Origin of the sequence: Peribacillus sp. NPDC097895 (assembly GCF_050277555.1) — a bacterium.
Classification (GTDB): Bacteria; Bacillota; Bacilli; order Bacillales; family DSM-1321; genus Peribacillus.
The window spans coordinates 845489-861464 of record NZ_JBNNSH010000001.1 but is presented as its reverse complement, the minus strand read 5'-3'; the positions used below and the strand labels follow the sequence as shown (position 1 = coordinate 861464).

Here is a 15976-nt window from a genome sequence, read left to right as displayed (position 1 = left end):
GGTGAGCAGCCGGTTCATTCTGTATCAAGAATAGAGTATTGCGTTTTCCAACATTTGTCCAGTCTTTCCCAATAAATAAACGGGATTATTTAAAAAACGGAGGAAAATGGCACCTATCATTATTTATGCTATGTTATTACAAAAAAGACTTTTGTTCAAGGATTGTTTGAATTTTTGTCACCATAAGGTCAATCGCCACATGGTTCTGACCACCTTCAGGAATGATGATGTCGGCATAACGTTTCGTCGGTTCAATGAACTGATTATGCATCGGACGGACGACACTGATGTATTGGTCAATGACGGAATCCAAAGAACGGCCGCGTTCTTTAATATCACGCGTCATCCGTCTGAGTATCCGCAAGTCTGCGTCCGTATCAACATATAGCTTCATATCCATCAAGTCTCGAAGGCGCTCATCCTCCAGCACAAGAATCCCTTCAAGGATGATGACATCCTGCGGCTCAACAGTGACGACTTCTGCTGAACGCGTATGAATCGAATAATCATAAACGGGTTTTTCTATCGTTTCATAGCGAAGCAATGCGTTAAGGTGATCGATCAACAAATCATTATCAAACGCAAGCGGATGATCATAATTCGTTTTCAACCGCTCTTCAAACGGCAGATGACTTTGATCTTTATAATAATAATCCTGTTCGATCATCAAGATCGAATGTCCTTGAAAGAATTCGAAAATGGAACGGGTAACACTTGTTTTACCTGAACCCGAACCTCCTGTAACTCCGATGACCATTGGTTTTTTCCTTGTCATGTCAATTCTCCTTCCGCATCATATTGTTCACATATACTTGATTATCTACTTGAATGCGGACAATTTGAAGCGGATGGCGAGCGGCCTCCAGCTCTTTGCCTGACTCATCCCAGATCGTACCGATTTTTTGAGTGAAGTTTTCGATTTCCGGTCCAAAAAACTCCACTTCATCTCCAGGCTTGAAGAAGTTACGTTGTTGCATGGTTACCATTTGAGTTTCTTCGTTGTAATCCAGCACCAATCCTGCGAAGTCGAAGCGAGTCTTTACGGTATGATTCCCGAACATTTGCTGTTTATACCCAGGAATTTCCCCTTCCATGAACGATGATGCCGTCTCACGGTTCGCACACTTATCAAGCTCTTCCAGCCATTCTTGTTTAATCTCGAAATTGTCCGGATCGGCACAATACGCATCGATCACTTTACGATAGACGCTGACTACTGTAGCAATATAATGTATGGACTTCATTCGTCCTTCGACTTTTAAACTATCAATGCCAATTTCGATCATGCGCGGCAAAGATTCAATCAATTTCAGGTCTTTTGGACTCATTGCAAATGGAGCATCTTCTTTCTCGAACAAGGCTTTTTCCCCATCTTGATCCAACTCATATAAATCGTAATCCCACCGGCAAGACTGACAACAGCCGCCGCGGTTTGAATCACGCGCAGTCATATGATTCGAAAGGGTGCAGCGTCCTGAATACGCGATGCACATAGCCCCGTGAACGAAAGCTTCGATTTCGATATCGACTTTCTCCTTCATTTCACGGATTTCATCAGAACTGGTCTCACGTGCCAAAACAACACGCTCCAACCCTTCTTCTTTCCAATACTGAACGGCCTTCCAGTTCGAAAGCGATTGCTGCGTGCTTAAATGGATTTCGACGTTCGGAGCGACCCGTTTACAAGTTTCTATGATTAAAGGATCGGCAACGATGATTCCATGAACACCGGCCTCCTGAAGCCCTTCGAGATATTCATCAAGACCATCGATATTTTCATTATGTGCGAAAATATTAGTGGTTACATATACTTTAGCACCATACTTTTTGGCGAATTCGACGCCTTCCTTCATTTCCTCAAACGTGAAGTTACCGGCATTGGACCGAAGACCATATTCCTGCCCGCCAATAAACACGGCATCTGCTCCATAATGAACGGCAATTTTTAATTTTTCCAGGTTTCCAGCCGGAGCCAGCAATTCCGGTTTTTTTACAATGACTCTCTTTCCATCAATGATCTTGGAAATTTTATCAGCAATAGCATTCAAGGCTATTCCTCCTCTTTCTCTTACCCTTTTCTTTAATAAACCGATTCTTTAAAGAAGAACCCTGTATCCAGCTCACGGCTATCCGGCTGAACCGCTTTGACTTTTTCATATAGTTCCGTTTTCATATCATCATAACGATCAGGATCTTCTGCACATACGTCAATGGCTTCCCGATATAACTTTGTCATTTCCGTGATATATTCCGGTGTTTGTAATAGCCCTTCGATTTTCAGGGAATCTATTTCCCCTTCAATTAATTCCTGAAGTTCATCAATCATGCACATGTCATTGGGACTCATGATATGTGTACCATTTTCATCCTCATAAATCGGGTATTTATTTTCACGTTCCTTATCATGCAGAAACATATTTCTATGTTCCTTCCGATTTTCCACTTCCAATGCCTTGCCCTGGTATTCAAAATAATTCCCCAGGAGTGTGCGCTTCGATTGGAACATGCACGTCATGCCGTGCACTTGCACTTCAATCTCGACTTCGGCATTTTCCTTCATTTCAACGATCTCGTCCAAACTAATTTCACGGGCAGCCAAGGCACGGACAGCACCGCGTTTTCCCCAATAATTACATGTGTACCAGTTCGTTACCGTCATCTCAGTGTTCCAGTGCAAGGGCATATCAGGTGCAACTGCACGGACCGCCATTAAGACTGCGGGATCACCGAAAACGATCCGATCAGCACCAGCTTCGGCTAGGAATGCTACATACTCTTCAAGCTCGTCCACCTTTTCATTATGAAAAATGGCGTTCATGGACACGTAGACTTTCTTGCCCGCGGCATGTGAAAGCTCAATCGCCTTCTTGACATCTTCACGGTTAAACTCACCTGCCAGCCTTAGCGCATAACGTTGTTCGCCAATGACGAAGGCGTCAGCGCCAGCATCGATGAGTTCTGTTATATGATCGACACTTGTCGGAGTCACGAGTAATTCAGGCTTTTTCATTTTTGTCACCTCTATGTTTACTAATGGCCACACCATCACCAATCGGCAAAATCACGGTATCGAAATTTGGATGGTCATGTAACCAGATGTTAAAATCTCTGATTTTTTTGATGAGAGCTCGCTTTCTTCTCGTCATTTCCATTTCCTCAATGTTTTCAGCAACCAAGCCTTTAAATAATACATTATCAGTAATGATAATGCCAGCATCGGCAAGGAATGGTTCAAACAGCTCAAAGAAGCGCTTGTACTGCCCTTTAGCTGCATCAACGAAGATGATATCAAACGGACCGTGATCCATGACTTTCGGTCCTGCTTCAAGGGCATCTCCTTCGATGAGGGTTATTCTGTCCGACAGGCCAGCCTTCTTGATGTTAGCTCTTGCCTGCTCAATTCGGGCTTCATTCCGTTCAAGTGTCACGATTTGAGCTTCCGGAAGGGTCTCAGCCATCCTAATGGCCGAATAGCCAATAGCCGAGCCAACCTCCAATATCGACTTCGGCTGATGAAGCCTTAAAATCTGAAGCAGTACCTCTATCCCTTCTGGCTCCATGATCGGCACATTGTTTTCCATCGCAAAATCTTCCAACTCCTTAATCAAACCCGTACGCTCCGGAATTAAGGAATGAAGATATTGTTCTATTTTTCCGTTCAAGACGTTTCCTCCAATTATAAGAAAACCGAAAGCGCTTGGTCAGTTCATGAAAAAAAGTAGTCAAAATCCTTTAATAAATTTCACAAAGAGCTGAAACAAGATGCTTTTTCGATCTACATTTCCTTATCTTTCAAAATAAAACCCGGCATTCGCCGAGTTACGGTCACCGATAAAAAATCGGATCCAATAAATTCACTTGTACTATTCTATCATAAAAACAAGGGGAAAGTAATATCTCTCCCCCCTCAGTTGCTAAGCATTTATTTATTGGAAATATGCTCTGCCTTTTTATTATTGTGGTCCGTCAAGGTTTTGGAGTAAAGCACTTCCCCTTCAGGTGTCGCCAAGAAGTATAGGAAATCCGTTTTCTCGGGTTTCAATACCGCTTCGATCGATGTCGCTCCAGCATTGGCAATCGGCCCTGGAGGTAGCCCTTTGTTCTTGTACGTATTATATGGGGACTTCACCTCAAGGTCTTTGTAAAACACCTTACTTTTATGTGAACCCTTTGCATACAAGACGGTTGGATCCGTTTGAAGCGGCATATCTTCCTCGATACGATTGTAAAAGACGGAAGCTATTTTACCGCGGTCGACTTGTGCCGTTGCTTCTTCTTCAACCAGCGAAGCGAAGGTCAGCATTTTGTGTACGGAATAATCGTTCTTTTTCATTTGGGGTTCGTATGCCTGCAAGGTCTCATCCGTTTTCTTCAGCATCTCGATGACTATGGATTCCAAAGTTGGTTTTTCCTCATAAAAATCATAAGTAGCCGGGAAAAGGTACCCTTCAAGCGGATATAAAATCTTTTCATTTTCAATTTCCGACGTCAATAGCTCCGGATAATGCTCTTGCATGGACTTTACGAATTTCTTATCATTCAATTCCTTGAAAACTTTTTTCGGATCTTGGCCCGTCTTCACTGCAATGATATCGGCAATTTGGATAAGCTGTTTCCCTTCAGGAATCGTGATCTTCATTGCCGCTTCTTTCATGAGTTTCCCGGTTTTGATGCTTGTGACAATATCTTCAATTGGCATTGAAGGTGATAATTTATACTCACCTGCCTGGAAACCGGACTCATTGCGGAATTTAATATAATATTTGAAAACGCGTGCGTCCTTGATTATCCCCTGCTCTTCAAGCAGTGTCGAAATTCCGTTCACCGATGAACCGATGGGGATTTTCACTTTCTTGATGGTATCATCATCGGGATCGACTGGTTTCATGGCAGAGTTAATATATAAAAAACCTACCAGACCAACTATACCGATTAGTAAAATAAGCGAAGCTATCGTAATCATGATAATTTTACGTACAAGCTTTGCTTCTCCTTGCCGTTCTAACAATTTCATTTGGATATGTTCCTTTTTAGATAAATTTTTATCTTTTTCATCCATTTTCATTCCCCCTGCAAACTCACACCAACTACAGAATGGTTTCTAGATGATGCTTTCTCTAATTAATCTTTGCTTCGAACATTATACTAAAATCAACAAATAATTACATGTTTTTTGCAAAACTACATTCTTCACTACTCTATTTATGGCAAAAACGCACTAGTTTTGTCAATATACAGGCGTTATTTTATAGGAAAATAGTGATATCTTTGTCTACAGTTTTTTTGAGGGTTGTAGTTAATTTACACTCCAGGTACTCTTTCCGAGGGCGGTCCGATCTCAGCGCTCTTTGCACCTGCGGGATCTCCCTTGGACGCGTATTTCCCGCAGGAGTCTCGTACCTCCCGTTCCAATCCACTTTGATTTGACATTTAGATAACACCAATTTTGTCTAGAAACTATCTTGATTTCGAACGTTGATTTCCGCTTCCGCTCCACTTTTTTAAAATTATTTACTCAGCTTAAAAAATGCACTCAAATTTGTTTCCTGCATGTATTAGGCATTTCATGCAATGACCAGGAATATTCATTTACGTATGCTACTATTGATTCAATGAGAGAAAGGTGTGAATGAGATGGAAAATTCTTTTTTTGTAGGTTGGGGGACGTTGGCACTCATAAACGCCGGACTTGCTCAAGGTAAAAATAGAACGGCCTTAAATTGGTTCATGCTATCATTATTCTTAGGTCCGCTTGCAACTTTTATTCTTTTATTCGTAGAGAAAAGATAAGGGGGTACTGGTGCATATTTGAAAAAACCGACCTTGATGGTTACTGTAGACAAACTCAATAAGTAATTGATTTTGCCTATGTTATCAATTTCGAACGTGCCCGCAGGAGTCTCGCACACCGGTTCCAAATAGAACCCCTTTTGTCTACAAACTAAAAAACTGACCTCGATGGAGGTCAGTTTTTTACTGGTGATTATTCTTCTTCAGCTTCTTCTTGGTCAAGGAATGTATTTAACATTTCTTCTACTAAATCCCATTCTTCTTCCGTTTCGATCGGTGTTAGTTCACCATCTTTATTATCTTCGCTTGGTACGAAAGATGAAGCGTGGATTTCAATTTCTTCCTCATCATCTTCTGCAGACATCGGATAATAAAGTACATAAGATTTGTTGAATTTATCTGAGTCGAAAGTGAAAAGGATTTCGCAAAGCTGCTCATTTCCGTTTTCATCTACTACTGTAATGTTGTTTTCGCCGTGTTCCATTTGTATTCACCTCATATTGAATTTGTTTGTCTGTCCAAGAAACCTTGCAGAATCATGACAGCTGCCATTTTATCAATGACTTTCTTACGTTTGCTTCGGCTCACGTCCGCCTCAAGAAGGACACGTTCAGCCGCCATGGTTGTCAACCGTTCATCCCAGAGAAACACTGGCAGCTTGAATTTATTTTCTAAGCGTTTGGCGAATTCTTGACTGATCTCGCCGCGCGGTCCTACAGTTCCATTCATATTTTTAGGTAAACCGAGGACAATCTTAGAAACTTCATGTTCTTTTATGATTTCATTGAGACGTTTTAAGCCGAAGTCATTTCCAGCTTCGTTAATTTTGATCGTTTCCAATCCTTGTGCAGTCCAGCCCATCGCGTCACTCAAGGCAACGCCGATGGTTTTTGAACCTAAATCAAGTCCCATTGTGCGCATTAGTATTCCTCTCGATGGTTCTTAAGATACGACTTAACCAATTCTTCGATGATTTCATCGCGTTCAAGCTTACGAATAATGTTTCGAGCATCCATATGGCGCGGGATGTAGGCCGGGTCACCAGATAATAGATAACCGACAATCTGGTTAATCGGGTTATAACCTTTTTCCTGAAGTGCAACATAAACTTGAGACAATACTTCTTGTACATCTCTTTCGAATGGTTCTTCGGGAAAATTAAATTTCATCGTTTTATCAAAGGAACTCATTAACATGCACCTCTCCTCAGCGTCCAGAATCCACTATTACCTACATTGTACAACACTTTTCATTGATTATGAAATCGATAAGACCCATTCTTCAACAAAATTAAGTGCTGCGTCCAATTTTTCAGGGTCTTTTCCGCCGGCTTGGGCCATATCTGGACGTCCGCCGCCGCCTCCACCGCAACGGGAAGCAACTTCTTTGATCAATTTGCCTGCATGGAAACCGCGATCGATATAATCTTTCGTCACACCGGCAATTAAATTGACTTTATCGCCTTGAGCCGATCCCAATACGATAATGACAGAATCTAGCTTTTGTTTCAAATCATCCGCCATTGCACGCAGATTATTCATGTCGGTAGCTTGAACCTTTGCCACCAACACTTGTACTCCATTTATTTCTTTTACGTTAGAAACGAGGCTTCCTGCTTCAATATTACTTAATTTTGCAGTCAGGCTTTCATTCTCACGATGAAGGTCCTTCACCTCGGCTAAGACCGTTTCAATTCTTGAAGGTACATCTTTCAAGTTCGTTTTCAATTTAGCAGCAGCGTCCTTTAATACGCCGATCTGGTCAGTCATCAATTTGTATGCGCCAGCACCCGTTACTGCTTCTATCCGGCGAGTCCCTGCACCGATGCCGCTTTCGGAAACGATTTTGAACAAGCCGATTACCGCTGTATTCGGGACATGGACACCACCGCAAAGTTCAAGACTATAATCGCCTATTTGAACGACACGGACAATCTTGCCGTATTTTTCGCCGAACAAGGCCATTGCGCCCATCGCTTTCGCTTCTTCAATATTTTTATAATCCGTATTCACTTGCAGACTTTGCCAAATCTTTTCATTTACAATCGTTTCGATCCGCTCAATCTCCTCTGCCGTTATCTGGCCAAAATGAGAGAAATCGAAGCGAAGACGCTCAGCTTGTACGAGTGAACCGGCCTGATTGACATGTGTACCCAATACATCTTTCAATGCCTGATGCAAAAGATGTGTCGCTGTATGATTTTTCGTGATATGGATGCGGTTTTCTTGATTGACCGCAGCAACGATATCGGAATCTGACGTTAAAGTTCCGGCAACCACCGTTACACGGTGCAGATTTTGGCCATTTGGCGCTTTTTGAACATCATGGACATCCACTTTCACGGATTCACTGGCCATCGTTCCTTTATCAGCGATTTGCCCGCCGCTTTCCGCGTAGAATGGAGTTTTGTTCAGTATCACCTGAACATCTTCACCTTCTTGTGCCTCCGTTACAAGCTCGCCATTTTTTATGATGGCAGCAACTTTTGCTTCAACCGCAACTTGATCATAGCCGACAAAATCACTTTCAACTTTAATATCGCCCAGTACTCCGCCTTGGATTTGCATGGAATCCACATCTTGACGCGCTGAACGGGCACGTTCACGCTGTGCATCCATTTCCTTTTCAAATCCAGCCTGATCGATCATCATGCCTTCTTCTTCTGCATATTCTTCCGTTAACTCGATCGGGAAGCCATATGTGTCATATAAACGGAATGCGTCACTGCCAGGAATGGTTGTGCTGCCTTTTTCTTTTTCCTTTTTGATGACTTCAGAAAGGATGGCAAGTCCATCATGAAGCGTTTCATGGAAACGTTCCTCTTCATTTTTGATGACTTTCGCAATGAAATCTTTATTTTTGAGTACTTCAGGGTAGAAGTCTTTCATGATTTCACCGACAACTGTCACAAGCTCGAACATGAATGGACGATTGATGTTGATTTGCTTAGCATATCGAACCGCTCTGCGAAGTAAACGGCGTAACACATAACCACGGCCTTCATTGGATGGTAGTGCTCCGTCCCCTACTGCAAATGCTACAGTACGTATATGGTCGGCAATGACCTTGAATGCAACATCTTTTTCGGTATCGACACCATATTTCACATCGGAGATCTCTTCGACCGCCCGAATGATTGGCATGAATAGATCGGTATCATAGTTCGTCGCCACATCTTGAACGACGGATGCCATACGTTCAAGCCCCATGCCCGTATCAATATTTTTCTTTGGAAGCGGTGTGTAAGAACCGTCCGGATTATGGTTGAATTGAGAAAACACAAGATTCCAGACTTCTAGATGCCGTTCATTTTCCCCGCCTGGATATAGTTCCGGATCATTCGGATCATCACCATATGCTGGTCCGCGGTCATAGAAAATCTCTGTATTCGGGCCACTAGGACCTTCACCGATATCCCAGAAATTTTCTTCCAGACGAATGATTCTTTCAGCAGGAACACCGATTTTTTTATTCCAAAGCTCGAATGCTTCGTCATCTTCAGGATGGATTGTCACAGCTAATTTCTCTTTGTCAAACCCTATCCATTTTTCATCCGTCAAAAACTCCCATGCCCATGTGATGGCTTCTTCTTTAAAATATTCACCAATGGAAAAGTTCCCAAGCATTTCGAAAAACGTATGATGACGTGCCGTTTTCCCCACGTTTTCAATATCGTTCGTACGAATGGCCTTTTGTGCATTTGTAATCCTTGGATTCTCTGGAATCACCCGGCCATCAAAATATTTCTTTAACGTCGCAACCCCGGAATTGATCCAAAGCAATGATGGATCTTCATGGGGAACCAATGACGCACTTGGTTCGATGTTATGGCCTTTTTCACTAAAAAAATCTAAGTACATTTGGCGGATTTGAGCACCAGTTAAATACTTCATATATATATCCTCCTTCTAATAATTATGTAATTTTGAGCACACAAAAAACTCCCATCCCAAAAACAGGGACGAGAGTTAACTCGCGGTACCACCCTGATTATGGACGCAGGAAAATCCTCTGTCCATCACCTTCATAAAAGCCTTAACGCGGCATGACGGCAGGTATTAGCTGCTCTCAGGACTAGCTTTCTGCTGCTCTTCATCTGGCAATCCCTCTCAGCCTAGGGGACCCCTCTCTTCTAGATGGACTTCAGCATACTTCATCCTTCAACGAATTGTCTTATGTAATGGATTATATTCACAAGGCTTTTATTTGTCAATAAGCGGCGGCTTCTTTCTGAAGTGAACACGGGCATGAAGCACAAAAACTTTAAGCACAGCCAAAATGGGAATCGAAAGGACCATGCCCGTTATACCGCCTATTTCACCTCCGGCCAATAATGCTAGCATAATGAAAAGCGGATGCATATGGAGGCTTTTACCGACTATTAACGGCGACAAGATATTTCCCTCAAGAAATTGAAGGACAAGCACGATAACCACGATGATCAACACCATTTTCACTGATATTGTCGCGGCGATTATCACTGCAGGAATGGCCCCGATAATCGGCCCGAAATACGGAATGACATTGGTTATACCGATTATCGCCCCCAAAAGCAGCGGATATTGCATTCCGACTATCCAAAAGAGCAGCGAGGAAATCAACCCGATCACGACACAGACAATGATTTGACCGCGAATATAACCGCCAAGCGAAGCATCAACATCACGAACGAATGCCCTTCCCTGTTTGCGCCATTTTTTCGGGGTCATATACCAAGCCATTTTTTTTAAGTCCGTGAAATCTTTCAGGATATAAAAAGCAATGAATGGAATCAAGGCAATCAGAACGATGAAATCAATCATCTTCATGGCATACTCCATCGCTTTTTCAGGCATACGATTCAACCAACCTTCGAAAAGGGTGACACCTTCTTCGAACCTTTCATGAATACCGAACGGCCATGTAGCTGTTTGATGATTGAGCTTATCTATCCTGCTCCGGTACTGTTCAACCAGTTCCGGTACGCTTTCCGACAGCTCGCGAACCTGACTGACCATCACCGGTATGCCTTTATAAACGGCAAAGCCAATCCCTCCGAAAAATAACAAATAGATGATCGTAATCGAAAGCCACCGACGCATTCCTTTCTCATTTAAATATTCCACTACCGGATGCAGCAAGTAACTGATGAACGCACCAATCAAAAAAGGTAAAAGTACCGTCACACATACAGTTACAACAGGTCCCCACATAGGCTTAAGTTTCATAAAAATATAAATAACGAAAAATAAGAGCAATAAAAAACCCAGGCGATAAAACCATTTTAGACGAATACTCACACTAAACACCTCCCGCTCATTTATTCTTCGAAAGGCGGAAGGATTTCATACATAAAAAAGAGTGCCCCCACGATCAGGACACCCAAACGCATTAAAATAATGACTTTAATCTTTTGCGTATCTTCTTCATACTACGTTTGATCATTTTTGAGTTCATCATGTCCGAACCCATGTTCATAAGACTATTGCGTGAACGTCTAGCCATTGCAAACACCTCTTCCGTTAATTACATACTGAAGCGGCGGTCATTTTCTTCAAACAAATCGTCCAATGAGCTTAAACTTCCATCTTCCTCGACCTGGTGCGTATTAATGATGCCTTCCGATAAGGTCATTTCAATAAAACAATTCCAACAATAATATTGATTCACGCCAATTTTCCCTACATCTTTACTGCGGCAATTCGGACATTGTATTTCCAAAATTGGACACCTCACTGTTCATAAACTGAAACAATGATGGTATCCTTCCCTAATGTAGGCGGCTGTTTTGATTCGACCACTGTCGACTCCGAGAAAAACCCATCCGTTGTTTCATACGCTATAATCGTGCCCAATTTTTCCTTGAAATATACATCCTGCAGTAAACCAAGCTCCTCGCCCATTTCTGAAAAAATCATGCGTCCCAATAATTCGTCCTTTGTTAGACAGATGGAACCGTCAGGCACTTTCCTTGGAGTTGAATCCTGTTGCATGATGACGATCCCATCTGGACCGAAAGAAGTAATATCGTCCAGTTTCAAATGGAAGGCTCTCTTGAACAATGCTTGTTGATGAATGACCAAGCCTGTTACTTGGCCCGATTCAGAGATCGATAAATCATGGACCGTGCCGATCCTTTGTCCTTTGCTTGTAAAAACCGGCATCCCTTTCAATAAAGAAAACGTCCGCAAGGTCATCCCGCCTTTCCGAACATTTTTATTATTTCATTCATCCTGTAAATAGATGTGCTGAAAGGTTTTCCATTGTGCATCATTACGAAAAACATGGCATAAAAAAAGACCGGTTTCCCGGTCACCTCCATCTTACCATCCTCTGCTGGAACCTCCGCCACCGGAACTTCCTCCGCCACCGCCTCGCGGGCCTCCGCCGCCACCACGGCCTCCGCCACCTCCGCGACTAATGAACATCAAGAGGATATTAAGTAATGTTTGAAGGAAAAATCCTTTGAAGAACTTGGCATCAAGGATGAACACAATGATGACACCAATGATGATGAGAAAAATCTGTAAACGTGATGGCTGAAAGGTATCTGACTCTGATCCTTGCTGAACGGAGAGATCTTGATAAAAATCGTCACCTAGGTCGTATTCTTTCGTGACATCGTTATACACGGCCTTATAGGTTTCCGTCAGGGCAACATCATATTTACCCTCTTTCAGCGCAGGGATAGCCACATTATCCAAAATCTGTCCAGATTTTATATCGGTAATGGCCCCTTCCAAACCGTACCCCACTTCAATACGGATTTTCTGTTCTTCCATGGCCAGTACAATGAGCACTCCATTGTTCAGCTCGGCATCACCAAGCTTGAATGATCTAAATGCATCGACCGAGTACTCCTCGATCTCGGATCCTTCCATCGAATCAACAGTCAAAACGGAAATCTGTGCTTTTGTGGCATCATCCAAACGTTTTCCAAGTTCGATGAGTTCGGATTTTTCCTGATCATCGAGTACTCCAGCGAAGTCCTGGACATAGATATCCCCAACAGGCTTAGGAATGTTAGGTTGTGCTGCGACTACGTTTGCTAAATGGAACGTGAGAATGAAGAATAGCGCAAACACAGCGAGTTTTTTCATTATTTATCGCTCCCGAAATCAACCTTAGGTGTTTCTTTTTCTTGATCGGTCACTTCAAAATATGGTTTTGCCTCGAACCCGAACGCGCCTGCCATCATATTTTTCGGAAAGCGTTTAATGGCCTTATTATATGTGGTAACTTCATCATTATAGTCTTTTCGGGCTACCGTCAGACGATTTTCCGTTCCTTCCAAACTATCCATGAGGCCCTTAAAGTTTTCATTAGCCTTTAAATCCGGATAGTTCTCGACAACCACCAAAAGACGGCTTAAGGCCCCGCTCATTTCTTGATCGGCCGCTATCGCATCTTCAGTCGAATTGGCACCAGCTAACTTCGAGCGTGCATCACTCACCGCTTTAATGGCTTCCGTTTCATGCTTTGCATAGCCCTTTACCGTTTCGACAAGATTCGGAATCAAATCCGCTCTTCGTTTCAATTGATTGTCCACCTGTGACCACTTATTATCGACGTCTTCATTGGCACTAACAAGGCCGTTGTACGATGATACCCCATAAATGATCAGTAAAACGACAATGACTAACCCTATTATCCATCCTTTTTTCATTCAAATCCCCCCTACTCTTTCACATATAAGTTATATTTTATAATGGTTCCACCAAAACTATGAGTTTAAAACAAAATTTATGAAAGAACGTAACAGTGATCACCCTACATGAAATCATAAGGCGTGACATTTTCCATCCCGATCATCGGGTCAGCATGCATGAGGATATCAAGATAACTTGCCTGTTCCTCAGGTACCTCTCCCTTTTCCACTGGCTGATCTTCTTCACTCAGAACCTCACGAAGCTTTTCACGCAAAGTCGTTTTCCGGCGCATCTCATCATTACGTTCGATTCCTAGACGGAATGCATCTTCTTCACCACATAGAATCAAGAAATTTTTACTGCGGGTAATCGCCGTATACAATAAATTTCGACGGAGCATCCGATAATAACTTTTCACTACTGGCAAAATGACAATAGGGAACTCGCTTCCCTGCGACTTATGGATGGAGCAGCAATATGCATGTGTAATCTGGTTCAAATCCTGTTTCGTGTATGTGACTTCTATCCCCTCGAACGATATGATTACTTTATCGACATGATCGGTATTTTCCTTAGCGAACAATATGGACACGATTTCGCCCATATCCCCATTAAAGACACCCTCCTCCGGCTGATTCACCAGTTGAAGGACCTTATCTCCCGTTCTGTATATCACGTCACCAAATTTAATTTCCCGCCGCTTTTTATTCGCATTGCTATTGAAGACTTCCTGTAGCATTTTATTCAATGCATCAATCCCGGCAGGACCTCTATACATGGGAGCCAGCACCTGTATATCTTTTGCCGTAAAACCCTTCGTCCTGGCATTCGCAACCACTTTCTCGATGACTTGGGCGATTTGGCCAGTCTGGCAGCGAATGAAGGATCGATCCTCTTGCTGCTTCGTGACATCATCCGGAAGTCTTCCTTTTTTGATATCATGGGCCAATTCAATGATCGATGAACCATCAGCTTGACGATAAATATGCTCAAGACTGACAGTCGGTACACAATTCGATGCAAGCAAATCCTTTAATACCTGTCCAGGGCCGACTGATGGGAGCTGATCTTCATCACCAACCAATATCACTTGGACATTTTCCGGCAAAGCTTTAAACAATTGATGGGCAAGCCATGTATCCACCATTGAAACCTCATCGATGATTACGATACGGCCATCCAACTGATTATCCTCATCATGGGAAAACCCTTCACTTCCGTTCCACCCCAGCAAACGGTGAATCGTAACGGCGGGGAGTCCCGTCGATTCAGCCATGCGTTTCGCTGCACGGCCAGTAGGAGCCGCAAGTACGAATGGAAATGGATCACTGCCCTCTTTTTTATAATCGTTAATGTCCATCGATACGCCATGCAGCTCTGCATAGAGTTCAACGATCCCTTTGATCACGGTTGTCTTACCGGTACCCGGTCCCCCCGTCAAGATTAACATGGGCGACTGCAGGGCTGTTTGGATCGCTTCTTTTTGAGCTGGAGCATAGGATACATCCAGCCGCTCTTCCAGTTTGCCAAGTGCCAGCAAGAACTCCGATTCCGGGAACTGGTCTTCATACTCGGTTTGAGAAAGCAATCTCTTGATGTTCATTACGATTCCCTTTTCGGAATAAAAAAGTGAGGGCGGATAAATTCGTTGATCTTCGACAACGATTTTCCCTTCTTGCGTCAATTCGATTATTTCCGAGGAAATGTTCGTAAACTCAATCCGATCCCGTTTATTTTCCTCAAGCAGGCGCTTGACCGCTTCCAAAAGCTGCTCAGCTTCTATGTAGATATTTCCATCCTGGAGGCATTGTGATTCAAGGGTGTACAAGCATGCTGCCTTGATTCGGTCGGGATGACTGCCGGAAATGCCAAGCTGATGCCCAAGCTCATCCGCCCGTCCAAAACCAATCCCTTCAATATCCTCTACAAGCTTATAAGGATTTCCCTGAACCATCGAGATCGTATCCTGTTTATACATTTGATAAATCTTCATCGACAGCTGAGGACCAAAGCCATATTGATTCAGGGCGATCATCACCTGCTCCAGACCTTGATGCTCCACTAATGTATCATAGAGACCCTTTGCCTTTTCCCCAGATAGCTTCGGGATATCATCAAGTAACGAAGGCTGAGCCAGAATTTTGGAAATTGCCTTTTCCCCTAGTGTCTCAACAATGCTCTCGGCCGTTTTTTTCCCAATGCCTTTGAACAGGTCACCGGATAAATAGCTGACGATGCCTTCCTTGGATTGGGGTAAATCCTTGCGAAAATGCTCAACATGATATTGAAGGCCAAAACGCGGATGTTCCTTCATGGCTCCATAAAAAATATAAATCTCGTCCTCATGCATCCTTGGAAAATATCCGGTTACGACAGCTTCCTTCTCTTCATAATTCAGATTCGTTTCATGCACACGAATTCTTACAACCGAGTACATATTTTCTTCATTATGAAAGATCGTCACTAAATGACTTCCTTTCATGAACATTTTCTCTTCTGAAAACAAATCCAACGAATCTTGCTGGCTCAACGCTTCTCCCCACCTTTCCATGCATATG

Annotated in this window: 17 protein-coding genes; 1 reads left to right on the top strand and 16 read right to left on the bottom strand. The window is 43.0% G+C overall.

Going from position 1 to position 15976, the window contains the following annotated elements:
* Positions 1-136 precede the first annotated feature (136 nt).
* From udk to ACQKMH_RS03995, 6 genes are all read right to left on the bottom strand, one after another.
* Positions 137-775, bottom strand: coding sequence for a uridine kinase (gene udk / locus ACQKMH_RS04020; protein ID WP_427586190.1), 639 nt, complete (start codon positions 773-775; stop codon positions 137-139).
* A gap of 1 nt (position 776) precedes the next feature.
* Entirely contained in the window at positions 777-2048 is a 1272-nt protein-coding gene (locus tag ACQKMH_RS04015) for a peptidase U32 family protein (protein WP_427586189.1), read from the bottom strand.
* A 32-nt stretch (positions 2049-2080) separates the two neighbouring features.
* The gene (locus ACQKMH_RS04010) at positions 2081-3010 is read right to left on the bottom strand and encodes a peptidase U32 family protein (protein ID WP_427586187.1); all 930 of its coding nucleotides are present in this window, start codon (positions 3008-3010) and stop codon (positions 2081-2083) included.
* On the bottom strand, positions 2997-3662 hold the full coding sequence (locus ACQKMH_RS04005; RefSeq protein WP_427586185.1) for an O-methyltransferase: 666 nt from the start codon (positions 3660-3662) through the stop codon (positions 2997-2999). Before ACQKMH_RS04005 ends, ACQKMH_RS04010 begins: the two co-directional genes overlap by 14 nt.
* Positions 3663-3922: 260 nt before the next feature.
* Positions 3923-5059, bottom strand: a complete 1137-nt coding sequence (gene mltG, locus ACQKMH_RS04000) for an endolytic transglycosylase MltG (RefSeq protein ID WP_427586184.1) — start codon at positions 5057-5059, stop codon at positions 3923-3925.
* Positions 5060-5301: 242 nt separating this feature from the next.
* Positions 5302-5430 carry a hypothetical protein gene (locus tag ACQKMH_RS03995; RefSeq protein ID WP_427586183.1) on the bottom strand — a complete coding sequence of 43 codons (129 nt, stop codon included), beginning with the start codon at positions 5428-5430 and terminating at the stop codon, positions 5302-5304.
* 204 nt (positions 5431-5634) lie between these two features.
* Here ACQKMH_RS03995 and ACQKMH_RS03990 point away from each other — a divergent pair, with 204 nt between their 5' ends.
* Complete coding sequence (locus tag ACQKMH_RS03990) at positions 5635-5790, top strand: hypothetical protein (protein ID WP_427586182.1); 156 nt, start codon at positions 5635-5637, stop codon at positions 5788-5790.
* A gap of 193 nt (positions 5791-5983) precedes the next feature.
* On the opposite strand, the gene ACQKMH_RS03985 is transcribed toward ACQKMH_RS03990, so the two are convergent.
* The 10 genes from ACQKMH_RS03985 to recD2 all read right to left on the bottom strand — a co-directional run bounded on the left by ACQKMH_RS03985 (position 5984) and on the right by recD2 (position 15969).
* Positions 5984-6274, bottom strand: coding sequence for a DUF1292 domain-containing protein (locus ACQKMH_RS03985; RefSeq protein WP_063232962.1), 291 nt, complete (start codon positions 6272-6274; stop codon positions 5984-5986).
* 11 nt (positions 6275-6285) lie between these two features.
* The gene (gene ruvX, locus ACQKMH_RS03980; protein WP_230155163.1) at positions 6286-6711 is read right to left on the bottom strand and encodes a Holliday junction resolvase RuvX; all 426 of its coding nucleotides are present in this window, start codon (positions 6709-6711) and stop codon (positions 6286-6288) included.
* The gene (locus tag ACQKMH_RS03975) at positions 6711-6980 is read right to left on the bottom strand and encodes an IreB family regulatory phosphoprotein (protein ID WP_034311358.1); all 270 of its coding nucleotides are present in this window, start codon (positions 6978-6980) and stop codon (positions 6711-6713) included. Before ACQKMH_RS03975 ends, ruvX begins: the two co-directional genes overlap by 1 nt.
* Positions 6981-7046: 66 nt before the next feature.
* A complete protein-coding gene (alaS, locus tag ACQKMH_RS03970) occupies positions 7047-9683 on the bottom strand; it encodes an alanine--tRNA ligase (RefSeq protein WP_427586181.1) in 2637 nt (878 codons plus the stop codon).
* A gap of 309 nt (positions 9684-9992) precedes the next feature.
* Positions 9993-11069 carry an AI-2E family transporter gene (locus ACQKMH_RS03965; RefSeq protein WP_427586180.1) on the bottom strand — a complete coding sequence of 359 codons (1077 nt, stop codon included), beginning with the start codon at positions 11067-11069 and terminating at the stop codon, positions 9993-9995.
* A 226-nt stretch (positions 11070-11295) separates the two neighbouring features.
* Positions 11296-11484 carry a hypothetical protein gene (locus ACQKMH_RS03960; RefSeq protein WP_427587501.1) on the bottom strand — a complete coding sequence of 63 codons (189 nt, stop codon included), beginning with the start codon at positions 11482-11484 and terminating at the stop codon, positions 11296-11298.
* Positions 11485-11501: 17 nt separating this feature from the next.
* The gene (locus ACQKMH_RS03955) at positions 11502-11960 is read right to left on the bottom strand and encodes a PRC-barrel domain-containing protein (protein WP_230155156.1); all 459 of its coding nucleotides are present in this window, start codon (positions 11958-11960) and stop codon (positions 11502-11504) included.
* Positions 11961-12092: 132 nt separating this feature from the next.
* Complete coding sequence (locus ACQKMH_RS03950; RefSeq protein WP_427586179.1) at positions 12093-12869, bottom strand: TPM domain-containing protein; 777 nt, start codon at positions 12867-12869, stop codon at positions 12093-12095.
* Positions 12869-13435 carry a LemA family protein gene (locus tag ACQKMH_RS03945; protein ID WP_427586178.1) on the bottom strand — a complete coding sequence of 189 codons (567 nt, stop codon included), beginning with the start codon at positions 13433-13435 and terminating at the stop codon, positions 12869-12871. Before ACQKMH_RS03945 ends, ACQKMH_RS03950 begins: the two co-directional genes overlap by 1 nt.
* A gap of 104 nt (positions 13436-13539) precedes the next feature.
* Complete coding sequence (gene recD2, locus ACQKMH_RS03940) at positions 13540-15969, bottom strand: SF1B family DNA helicase RecD2 (protein ID WP_427586177.1); 2430 nt, start codon at positions 15967-15969, stop codon at positions 13540-13542.
* Between the last annotated feature and the right edge of the window lie 7 nt (positions 15970-15976).

Coding starts and splice junctions, on each gene's coding strand:
- recD2 (WP_427586177.1), bottom strand. CDS start 15,969: ATGGAAAGGTGGGGAGAAGCGTTGAGCCAGCAAGATTCGTTGGATTTG.
- ACQKMH_RS03975 (WP_034311358.1), bottom strand. CDS start 6,980: ATGAGTTCCTTTGATAAAACGATGAAATTTAATTTTCCCGAAGAACCA.
- ACQKMH_RS03995 (WP_427586183.1), bottom strand. CDS start 5,430: ATGTCAAATCAAAGTGGATTGGAACGGGAGGTACGAGACTCCTGCGGG.
- mltG (WP_427586184.1), bottom strand. CDS start 5,059: ATGGATGAAAAAGATAAAAATTTATCTAAAAAGGAACATATCCAAATG.
- ACQKMH_RS03990 (WP_427586182.1), top strand. CDS start 5,635: ATGGAAAATTCTTTTTTTGTAGGTTGGGGGACGTTGGCACTCATAAAC.
- ACQKMH_RS04010 (WP_427586187.1), bottom strand. CDS start 3,010: ATGAAAAAGCCTGAATTACTCGTGACTCCGACAAGTGTCGATCATATA.
- alaS (WP_427586181.1), bottom strand. CDS start 9,683: ATGAAGTATTTAACTGGTGCTCAAATCCGCCAAATGTACTTAGATTTT.
- ruvX (WP_230155163.1), bottom strand. CDS start 6,711: ATGCGCACAATGGGACTTGATTTAGGTTCAAAAACCATCGGCGTTGCC.
- ACQKMH_RS03950 (WP_427586179.1), bottom strand. CDS start 12,869: ATGAAAAAACTCGCTGTGTTTGCGCTATTCTTCATTCTCACGTTCCAT.
- udk (WP_427586190.1), bottom strand. CDS start 775: ATGACAAGGAAAAAACCAATGGTCATCGGAGTTACAGGAGGTTCGGGT.
- ACQKMH_RS03945 (WP_427586178.1), bottom strand. CDS start 13,435: ATGAAAAAAGGATGGATAATAGGGTTAGTCATTGTCGTTTTACTGATC.
- ACQKMH_RS03985 (WP_063232962.1), bottom strand. CDS start 6,274: ATGGAACACGGCGAAAACAACATTACAGTAGTAGATGAAAACGGAAAT.